Source organism: Aeromonas media, from assembly GCF_000819985.1.
GTDB lineage: Bacteria > Pseudomonadota > Gammaproteobacteria > Enterobacterales > Aeromonadaceae > Aeromonas > Aeromonas media.
Window position 1 is genome coordinate 20,010 of sequence record NZ_CDBZ01000088.1, and the last position, 9,732, is coordinate 29,741.

General features: G+C 61.3%; 8 protein-coding genes. All 8 read left to right on the plus strand.

Annotated elements, in window-relative coordinates; genetic code table 11:
• Positions 1-91: 91 nt before the first annotated feature.
• The 8 genes from sdhC to sucD all read left to right on the plus strand — a co-directional run bounded on the left by sdhC (position 92) and on the right by sucD (position 9,671).
• Positions 92-481, plus strand: a complete 390-nt coding sequence (gene sdhC / locus BN1127_RS07850) for a succinate dehydrogenase cytochrome b556 subunit (RefSeq protein ID WP_042649068.1) — start codon at positions 92-94, stop codon at positions 479-481.
• Complete coding sequence (gene sdhD, locus BN1127_RS07855; protein WP_005326929.1) at positions 475-819, plus strand: succinate dehydrogenase, hydrophobic membrane anchor protein; 345 nt, start codon at positions 475-477, stop codon at positions 817-819. Before sdhC ends, sdhD begins: the two co-directional genes overlap by 7 nt.
• A gap of 1 nt (position 820) precedes the next feature.
• Positions 821-2,587, plus strand: coding sequence for a succinate dehydrogenase flavoprotein subunit (sdhA, locus tag BN1127_RS07860; RefSeq protein WP_042649069.1), 1,767 nt, complete (start codon positions 821-823; stop codon positions 2,585-2,587).
• Between the two features lie 17 nt (positions 2,588-2,604).
• Positions 2,605-3,321, plus strand: a complete 717-nt coding sequence (locus BN1127_RS07865; protein ID WP_025326736.1) for a succinate dehydrogenase iron-sulfur subunit — start codon at positions 2,605-2,607, stop codon at positions 3,319-3,321.
• Between the two features lie 114 nt (positions 3,322-3,435).
• The gene (gene sucA, locus BN1127_RS07870; RefSeq protein WP_042649070.1) at positions 3,436-6,246 is read left to right on the plus strand and encodes a 2-oxoglutarate dehydrogenase E1 component; all 2,811 of its coding nucleotides are present in this window, start codon (positions 3,436-3,438) and stop codon (positions 6,244-6,246) included.
• A 92-nt stretch (positions 6,247-6,338) separates the two neighbouring features.
• The gene (gene odhB, locus BN1127_RS07875) at positions 6,339-7,526 is read left to right on the plus strand and encodes a 2-oxoglutarate dehydrogenase complex dihydrolipoyllysine-residue succinyltransferase (RefSeq protein ID WP_042649071.1); all 1,188 of its coding nucleotides are present in this window, start codon (positions 6,339-6,341) and stop codon (positions 7,524-7,526) included.
• Between the two features lie 106 nt (positions 7,527-7,632).
• A complete protein-coding gene (sucC, locus tag BN1127_RS07880) occupies positions 7,633-8,799 on the plus strand; it encodes an ADP-forming succinate--CoA ligase subunit beta (RefSeq protein ID WP_005326943.1) in 1,167 nt (388 codons plus the stop codon).
• On the plus strand, positions 8,799-9,671 hold the full coding sequence (gene sucD / locus BN1127_RS07885) for a succinate--CoA ligase subunit alpha (RefSeq protein WP_042649072.1): 873 nt from the start codon (positions 8,799-8,801) through the stop codon (positions 9,669-9,671). Before sucC ends, sucD begins: the two co-directional genes overlap by 1 nt.
• Positions 9,672-9,732: the final 61 nt, after the last annotated feature.

Below are 9,732 nucleotides of genomic sequence, written 5' to 3' on the forward strand. Positions count from 1 at the left end.
CCGAGTTGTTTTGGTAACAAAAACCTAACAAATGCCACTCCTAGCCCTCAAAGCGTGTGAAAACAATAACTAACGTGCTCAATGGAGCTGAGTGGGCAAAGCCGTGAAAAATAAACAGAGACCTGTAAACCTCGACCTGCAAACGATCAGCTTTCCTGTCACCGCCATCGCTTCCATCTTGCACCGTGTCTCAGGGGTCATCACCTTTGTGGCGCTGGCCATCTTGCTGTGGATGCTTGGTACTTCACTCTCCTCTCCCGAAGGATTTGAAACCGTCGTTGCCATCATGGACAACTTCCTGGTCAAGTTCGTGTTGTGGGGGATCCTGACTGCGCTGGCATACCACATAGTGGGCGGCCTGCGTCACCTGGTCATGGACATGGGGCATTGGGAAGAGTTGGACTCCGCGAATCAGAGTGCCCGGGTGGGCTTCCTGATTACCGGGATTCTGGCGGTATTGGCGGGGGTACTGGTATGGTAACCAATTCTGCAACTTTCGGGCGCAGCGGCGTTCATGATTACATCCTGATCCGCGCCACCGCCCTCATCATGACGGCTTACGTCCTTTATCTGGTGGGCTTTGTCGCCTTCAACGACATTACCTACGAGGTGTGGACCGGCTTCTTCGCCACAACCTTCACCAAGGTCTTCACCCTGCTGACGCTCCTGTGCGTCCTGATCCACGCCTGGATCGGTCTGTGGCAGGTGCTGACCGACTATATCAAGCCGGTCGGGCTGCGCGGTGCGCTGCAGTTTGCGCTGGTGGTGGTGCTGTTCGTCTATCTGATGACGGGTTTCGTCGTGCTGTGGGGTGTGTAAGGTGACTATTCCAACTCGTGAATTTGATGCGGTCGTGATCGGTGCCGGTGGTGCCGGCATGCGCGCCGCGCTGCAGATTGCCCAGTCCGGCAAGAGCTGCGCACTGCTTTCCAAGGTTTTCCCGACTCGTTCCCACACGGTTTCCGCCCAGGGCGGGATCACGGTCGCCCTGGGCAATGCCCATGACGACAACTGGCAGTGGCACATGTATGACACCGTCAAGGGCTCCGATTACATCGGTGACCAGGAAGCGATTGAATACATGTGCAAGACCGGCCCCGAGGCCATCTACGAGCTGGAGAACATGGGCTTGCCCTTCTCCCGCTTCGACAACGGCTCTGTCTATCAGCGCCCCTTCGGCGGTCAGTCCAAGAATTTTGGCGGCGAGCAGGCGGCCCGTACCGCAGCGGCAGCCGACCGGACAGGTCACGCCCTGCTGCATACCCTGTATCAGCAGAACGTCAAGAACAAGACCACCGTCTTCTCCGAATGGTATGCCCTGGATCTGGTGAAGAACCAGGACGGCCACATCGTCGGCTGCACCGCCATCGACATGGAGAGCGGCGAAGTCGTCTACTTCAAGGCCAAGGCCACAGTGCTTGCCACTGGCGGCGCCGGTCGCATCTACCAGTCCACCACCAACGCCCACATCAACACGGGTGACGGCGTCGGCATGGCACTGCGTGCCGGAGTCGGCGTGCAAGACATGGAATTCTGGCAGTTCCACCCCACCGGCATCGCCGGGGCAGGGGTACTGGTGACCGAGGGTTGCCGTGGTGAAGGCGGCTATCTGCTCAACAAAGATGGCGAGCGCTTCATGGAGCGTTATGCGCCCAACGCCAAGGATCTCGCCGGTCGCGACGTGGTGGCTCGCTCCATCATGATCGAGATCCGCGAAGGCCGTGGCTGTGACGGTCCCTGGGGCCCGCACATCAAGCTCAAACTGGATCACCTCGGCAAAGAGGTGCTGGAATCCCGTCTGCCGGGCATCTGCGAGCTCTCTCGCACCTTCGCCCACGTGGATCCGGTCAAGGAACCCATCCCCATCATCCCGACCTGCCACTACATGATGGGCGGCGTGCCGACCAGCGTGAACGGCCAGTGCCTGACCCAGGATAAAGACGGCAACGACGTCCCCGTGGTCGGCCTGTTCGCGGTGGGGGAAATCGCCTGCGTGTCCGTGCACGGTGCCAACCGCCTCGGCGGCAACTCCTTGCTGGATCTGGTGGTGTTTGGTCGTGCCGCCGGCATGCACCTGGTGGAGACCCTGGGTGAGATGGATCATGGTCGCGAGGCGTCTGAATCCGACATCGCCGCGGCGCTGGCCCGCTTCAATCGCTGGGAGAACAACCGCGATGGCGAGGATCCCGCCGAGATCCGCCGTGACCTGCAGCGCTGCATGCAGAACAACTTCTCCGTGTTCCGTGAAGGGGACGCCATGGCAGAAGGGCTGGCCGAGCTGAAACTCATCCGCGAGCGCCTCAAAAATGCCCGTCTGGACGACACCTCCAAGGAGTTCAACACCCAGCGCATCGAGTGTCTGGAGCTGGACAACCTGATGGAGACGGCGTTTGCCACCGCGGTTGCCGCCAACTTCCGTACCGAGAGCCGGGGTGCCCACAGCCGCTTCGACTTCCCGGAGCGTGACGACAAGAGCTGGCTGTGTCACAGCCTCTATCATCCGGACACCGAGTCCATGACCCGTCGTGCTGTCAACATGTCACCCAAGACCCGTGAGGCGTTCCCGCCCAAGGTCCGGACTTACTGATTGCGGAGCCAAGCACAATGAACGTCACATTCTCTGTCTACAGATACAATCCGGACGTTGATAACGTCCCGCATATGAAGGAATATCGTCTTGATATTCCTGAAGGTTCCGACATGATGGTGCTCGATGCACTGATCCAGCTCAAGGAGCTGGATCCCACGCTCTCCTTCCGCCGCTCCTGCCGCGAAGGGGTCTGTGGATCAGACGGTCTCAACATGAATGGCAAGAACGGTCTTGCCTGCATCACCCCGCTCTCCGATCTGCTGAAGAAGGGCAACAAGGTCGTCATCCGACCCCTGCCCGGTCTGCCAGTGATCCGCGATCTGGTGATCGACATGACCCAGTTCTACACCCAGTGGGAGAAGGTCAAACCCTTCCTCATCAACGATGAGAAACTGCCGCCCGTGCGTGAGCACCTGCAATCCCCCGAAGAGCGCGCCAAGCTGGATGGCCTGTACGAGTGTATTCTCTGTGCCTGCTGCTCCACCTCTTGCCCCTCCTTCTGGTGGAACCCGGACAAGTTCATCGGCCCGGCCGGGCTGCTCGCCGCCTACCGTTGGCTGGCGGACAGTCGCGATACCGCCGCCACTGAACGACTGGGCAACCTGGATGACGCCTTCAGCGTGTTCCGTTGCCACGGCATCATGAACTGCGTGAACGTCTGTCCCAAGGGCTTGAACCCGACCAAGGCCATCGGTCAGATCAAGTCGATGTTGCTCAACCGGGCTGTGTAATACCAGGGCCAGGACGCCTTGCGCCGGGCCCGACCTCTGGATAGCCATCCCGTCCCGGGATGGCTATGACCCTACAAGCTGCGCTGCAGTGAACAAGATGTACAAGGGATAGAAATGCATAACGGCGTGATGAAGGCCTGGTTGGAGTCATCTCACCTGGCTGGTGCGAATGCAAGCTACATTGAGGATTTGTACGAATCCTTCCTGGAAAACCCCGACTCCGTGGCCGAAGAGTGGCACAGCCTGTTTAGCGAGCTGCCCCAGGTCAATGGCCATGCAGTTGAACAACCCCACTCTCAGGTTCGCGACTATTTCCGCCGCCTGGCCAAGGATCCCTCCCGTTACAGCGCGCCCGTTTCCGATCCCCAGGTGGATGCCAAGCAGGTGCGCGTACTGCAGCTGATCAACGCCTTCCGCTTCCGCGGTCACCAGAATGCCAATCTGGATCCCCTCGGCCTCTGGACCCGTGAAACCGTTGCCGAGCTCGACCCGGCATTTCACAACCTGCAGGGCGCAGACATGGATGCCACCTTCAATGTGGGCTCCTACGCCATCGGTCGCGAGACCATGGTGCTCTCCGATCTCTACGCCTCGCTGAAGAAAACCTACTGCGGCAGCATAGGTGCAGACTACATGCACATCACCTCTACCGAGGAGAAGCGCTGGCTGCAAGACCGTCTTGAATCCATCGAAGCCAAGGGCAACTACAGTACCGAGGAGAAGACCCGCTTCCTCGAGAGCCTGACCGCTGCCGAAGGGCTGGAAAAATACCTGGGCGCCAAGTTCCCGGGGGCCAAGCGTTTCTCCCTGGAAGGGGGCGATGCCATGGTGCCCATGCTGAAAGAGCTTATTCGCCGCGCCGGTGAGCAGGGTTGCAAGGAGGCCGTCATCGGCATGGCCCACCGTGGTCGCCTCAACGTGCTGATCAACGTGCTGGGCAAGCGTGCCCAGGATCTGTTCGACGAGTTCGCCGGCAAGCACGGCGAGTCCTGGGGCACAGGGGATGTGAAGTACCACATGGGCTTCTCCTCCGACTTCGCCACCCCGGGCGGCAACGTCCACCTGGCGCTGGCCTTCAACCCGTCCCACCTCGAGATCGTCAACCCCGTGGTCATCGGCTCGGTGCGTGCCCGCATGGACCGTCGCGGTGACAAGGATGGCTCCAGCGTGCTGCCCATCACCATCCACGGTGACTCCGCCATCGCGGGGCAGGGTGTGGTGGCAGAAACCTTCAACATGTCCCTGACCCGAGCCTACGGCGTCGGCGGCACTGTGCGCATCGTCATCAACAACCAGGTGGGTTTCACCACCTCCTATCAACGTGACCTGCGCTCCACCGAATATTGCACCGACATCGCCAAGGCGGTGCAGGCCCCGGTACTGCACGTCAACGGGGATGACCCGGAAGCCGTGGTGCTGGTGACCCAGATTGCGCTGGATTATCGCAACACCTTCAAACGCGACGTGGTGATCGAGCTGGTCTGCTACCGTCGTCACGGCCACAACGAGGCCGACGAGCCGAGTGCGACCCAGCCGCTGATGTACCAGAAGATCAAGCAGCACCCGACTCCGCGCAAAATATATGCCGATCAGCTGATTGTCGAAGGCACCATCACCCCTGAGCTGGCTACCACCCTGGTCAACGACTACCGCGATACCCTGGATCGGGGCGAGCGGGTGAGCAAGGAATGGCGTCCCATGGAGCTTCACTCCGTGGATTGGACCCCTTATCTCGGTCACGACTGGGCCATGGCCTACGACAGCACAGTGCCCATGGATCACCTCAAGTCCCTCGGCGAGCGCATCAGCCAGTACCCGGCGACCCATGTGCTGCAGCGCCAGGTCGAGAAGATCTACGAAGACCGCCGCCTGATGGCCGCCGGCGAGAAGCTGGTTGACTGGGGCTTTGCCGAGACCCTGGCCTACGCCACCCTGGTGGATAAGGGCGCACGCATCCGCTTCACCGGGGAAGACTCCGGCCGTGGCACCTTCTTCCACCGCCACGCCGTGCTGCACAACCAGACCGATGCGAGCACCTACACCCCGCTGTGCAACCTGCACGACGAGCAAGGCCCGTTCGAGATCTACGACTCGGTGCTGACCGAAAACGCGGTACTGGCGTTCGAATATGGCTACGCCAGCGCCGAGCCGGCCGGTCTGACCATCTGGGAAGCCCAGTTCGGCGACTTCGCCAACTGCGCCCAGGTGGTGGTGGATCAGTTCCTCTCCTCCGGCGAGCAGAAGTGGGGCCGGATGTGCGGCCTGACCATGCTGCTGCCTCACGGCTACGAGGGCCAAGGCCCGGAGCACTCCTCCGCCCGTCTGGAGCGTTATCTGCAGATGTGCGCCCAGCACAACATGCAGGTGTGTGTGCCCTCCACCCCGGCGCAGGTGTTCCACATGCTGCGTCGCCAGGTGGTGCGCCCGATGCGCCGTCCGCTCATCGTGATGACGCCGAAATCCCTGCTGCGCCACCCGCTGGCGGTCAGCAAGCTCGACGAGCTGGCGGAAGGCACCTTCCAGAATGCCATCGGCGAGATCGATGCGCTGGATCCGAAGGGCGTCAAGCGGGTGGTCTTCTGCTCCGGCAAGGTCTACTACGACCTGCTCGATGCCCGCCGCAAGGCCGAGCAGCAAGATGTCGCCCTGGTGCGGATCGAGCAGCTCTACCCCTTCCCGGAAGAGGAAGTGCGCGCCATCCTGGCCGATTATGCCCATGTCACCGATTTCGTCTGGTGTCAGGAAGAGCCGCAGAACCAGGGCGCCTGGTACAGCACCCGTCATCACTACGACAGCGTGCTGCCAAGCCATGCCCGTCTGCGTTACGCCGGTCGTCCGGCCTCGGCCTCACCGGCCGTCGGTTACATGTCTGTCCACGCCAAGCAGCAGAAAGCCCTGGTGGAAGACGCGCTGACCCTGGAATAAACGAGTTGCGAAGGGGAGGGGGCTCTGTGAAGCCGCCCCTCTCCGTCTCTGGAACAAGCCTGCTGGCCAAGAAGTAACAAGGAACTGATTACATGACTATCGAGATCAAGGTACCGGACCTGCCGGAATCAGTGGCGGACGCCACCATCGCCACCTGGCACAAGAAACCGGGTGATCTGGTTGCCCGTGACGAAGTGCTGGTTGACATCGAAACCGATAAAGTCGTGCTGGAAGTCCCCGCGCCGGAAGCCGGCGTACTGGGTGACATCCTGCAACTGGAAGGCGCCACCGTGCTCTCCCGTCAACTGATCGCCATCCTCAAGGCGGCCCCGGTGGCCGGTGAAGAGACCAAGGAGAAGCCGGTGGACGTGGCTGCCGATGACGCCGCCGACGGTTTGAGCCCCTCCGTGCGCCGCCTGGTGGCCGAACACGATATCGACGTGGCCAAGCTGACTGGCACCGGCAAAGGTGGTCGTGTCACCAAGGAAGACGTGGACGCCTTCATCAAGAACCTGAGCAAGCCGGCAGCCCCCGCCGCCGTGGCAGCCGCACCGGTTGCGCCCATCGCTCCGCTGGCTGGTCGCACCGAGAAGCGTGTGCCCATGACCCGTCTGCGCAAGCGCATCGCCGAACGTCTGCTGGAGGCCAAGAACACCACCGCCATGCTGACCACCTTCAACGAGATCAACATGGCGCCCATCATGAAGCTGCGCAAGCAGTACGGCGAGATCTTCGAGAAGAAGCACGGCATCAAGCTCGGCTTCATGTCCTTCTACGTGAAGGCGGTGGTGGAATCCCTCAAGCGCTACCCGGAAGTGAACGCGGCGCTGGACGGTGACGACATCGTCTATCACAGCTACTTCGACGTCAGCATCGCCGTCTCCACTCCCCGTGGTCTGGTGACCCCGGTGCTGCGTGACTGCGACAACATGAGCCTGGCCGACATCGAGAAGGCCATCAAAGACCTGGCCGGCAAGGGCCGTGACGGCAAGCTGACCGTGGATGAACTGACCGGCGGCAACTTCACCATCACCAACGGCGGTGTGTTCGGCTCCCTGATGTCCACCCCCATCATCAACCCGCCCCAGAGCGCCATCCTGGGGATGCACAAGATCCAGGACAGACCCATGGCCGTCGACGGCAAGGTCGAGATCCTGCCGATGATGTACCTGGCGCTCTCCTACGATCACCGCATCATCGACGGTCGCGAGTCGGTGGGCTTCCTGGTCTCCATCAAGGAGCTGCTGGAAGACCCGACCCGTCTGCTGCTAGATGTCTGAACAAGAGTGACTGAAAGATAACGAGGGGCCGCCCAGGCCCCCATTCACAGGGGATTGAGAAACACGAGCCCCGGACGGAAATACCTACAACACGGATAGAGCATCTATGAATCTGCATGAATATCAGGCAAAACAGCTGTTTGCCGAGTATGGCCTGCCGGTCTCCGAAGGTTATGCCTGCGCTACCCCGCAGGAAGCGGCCGAAGCGGCCGACAAGATTGGCGGCAACACCTGGGTCGTCAAGTGCCAGGTCCACGCCGGTGGGCGTGGCAAGGCGGGCGGCGTCAAGCTGGCCAAGAGCAAGGACGAGATCCGCGCCTTCGCCCAGAACTGGCTCGGCAAGAACCTGGTGACTTATCAGACTGACGCCAACGGTCAGCCGGTCACCAAGATCCTGGTAGAGTCCTGCACCGACATCGCCAAGGAACTGTATCTGGGCGCCGTGGTTGACCGTGGCAGCCGCCGCGTGGTCTTCATGGCCTCCACCGAAGGTGGTGTGGACATCGAGAAGATCGCCCACGAAACCCCGGAACTCATTCACAAGGCCGCCATCGATCCCCTGGTGGGCCCGCAGGCTTATCAGGCCCGCGAGCTGGCCTTCAAGCTGGGTCTGGTCGGCGATCAGATCAAGCAGTTCACCAAGATCTTCATGGGTCTGGGCCAGATGTTCCTGGATTGCGACTTCGCCCTGCTGGAGATCAACCCGCTGGTCATCACCGACAAGGGCAACCTGCATTGCCTGGACGGCAAGATCAACATCGACGCCAATGCCCTCTACCGCCAGCCCAAGCTGCGCGAGATGCACGATCCCTCCCAGGATGACCCCCGCGAAGCGCATGCCGCCCAGTGGGAGCTGAACTATGTGGCCCTCGATGGCAACATCGGCTGCATGGTCAACGGCGCAGGTCTGGCCATGGGCACCATGGACATCGTCAACCTGCACGGCGGTTCACCGGCCAACTTCCTGGACGTCGGCGGCGGTGCCACCAAGGAGCGTGTGACCGAGGCCTTCAAGATCATTCTGTCCGACAGCAAGGTGCAAGCCGTGCTGGTCAACATCTTCGGTGGCATAGTGCGCTGCGACATGATCGCGGAAGGCATTATCGGCGCTGTCAAGGAAGTGGGGGTCAAGGTGCCCGTGGTAGTGCGTCTGGAAGGCAACAATGCCGAACTGGGTGCCCGTAAACTGGCCGACAGCGGCCTCAATATCATCGCCGCAACGAGTCTGACTGACGCAGCTCAGCAAGTGGTTAAAGCAGCGGAGGCCAAATAATGAGCGTTCTGATCAACAAAGACACCAAGGTGATCTGCCAGGGCTTCACCGGCGGTCAGGGTACTTTCCACTCCGAACAGGCGATTGCCTACGGTACCCAGATGGTCGGCGGCGTGTCGCCGGGCAAGGGTGGCACCACCCACCTGGGCCTGCCGGTGTTCAACACCGTTCGTGACGCCGTGGAAGCCACCGGCGCCACCGCCTCCGTCATCTATGTTCCGGCCCCGTTCTGCAAGGACGCCATCCTGGAAGCGATCGACGCTGGCATCAAGCTCATCGTCACCATCACCGAAGGCATCCCGACCCTGGACATGTTGCAGGTCAAAGTGAAGCTGCAGGAAACCGGCGTGCGCATGATCGGCCCCAACTGCCCGGGCGTCATCACCCCGGGTGAGTGCAAGATCGGCATCATGCCGGGTCACATCCACAAGCCGGGCAAGGTAGGCATCGTCTCCCGCTCCGGCACCCTGACCTACGAAGCGGTCAAGCAGACCACGGACGAGGGCTTCGGCCAGTCCACTTGCGTCGGCATCGGTGGCGACCCCATCCCGGGTTCCAACTTCATCGACATCCTGGAGATGTTCCAGAACGATCCCAAGACCGAAGCCATCGTGATGATCGGCGAGATCGGCGGCAGCGCCGAGGAAGAGGCCGCGGCCTACATCAAGGCCCACGTCACCAAGCCGGTGGTCTCCTACATCGCGGGCGTCACCGCCCCGGCTGGCAAGCGCATGGGTCATGCGGGCGCCATCATCGCCGGTGGTAAAGGCACTGCGGCCGAGAAATTTGCCGCCCTGGAAGATGCCGGCGTGAAAACTGTGCGCTCCCTGGCCGATATCGGCAAAGCCCTGCGTGAAGTGACCGGCTGGTAAGTCCTTTAGCCTGTTATCTCAGATAGCAAAATGCCGCCCTAGGGTGCAATGCTGTTCACTT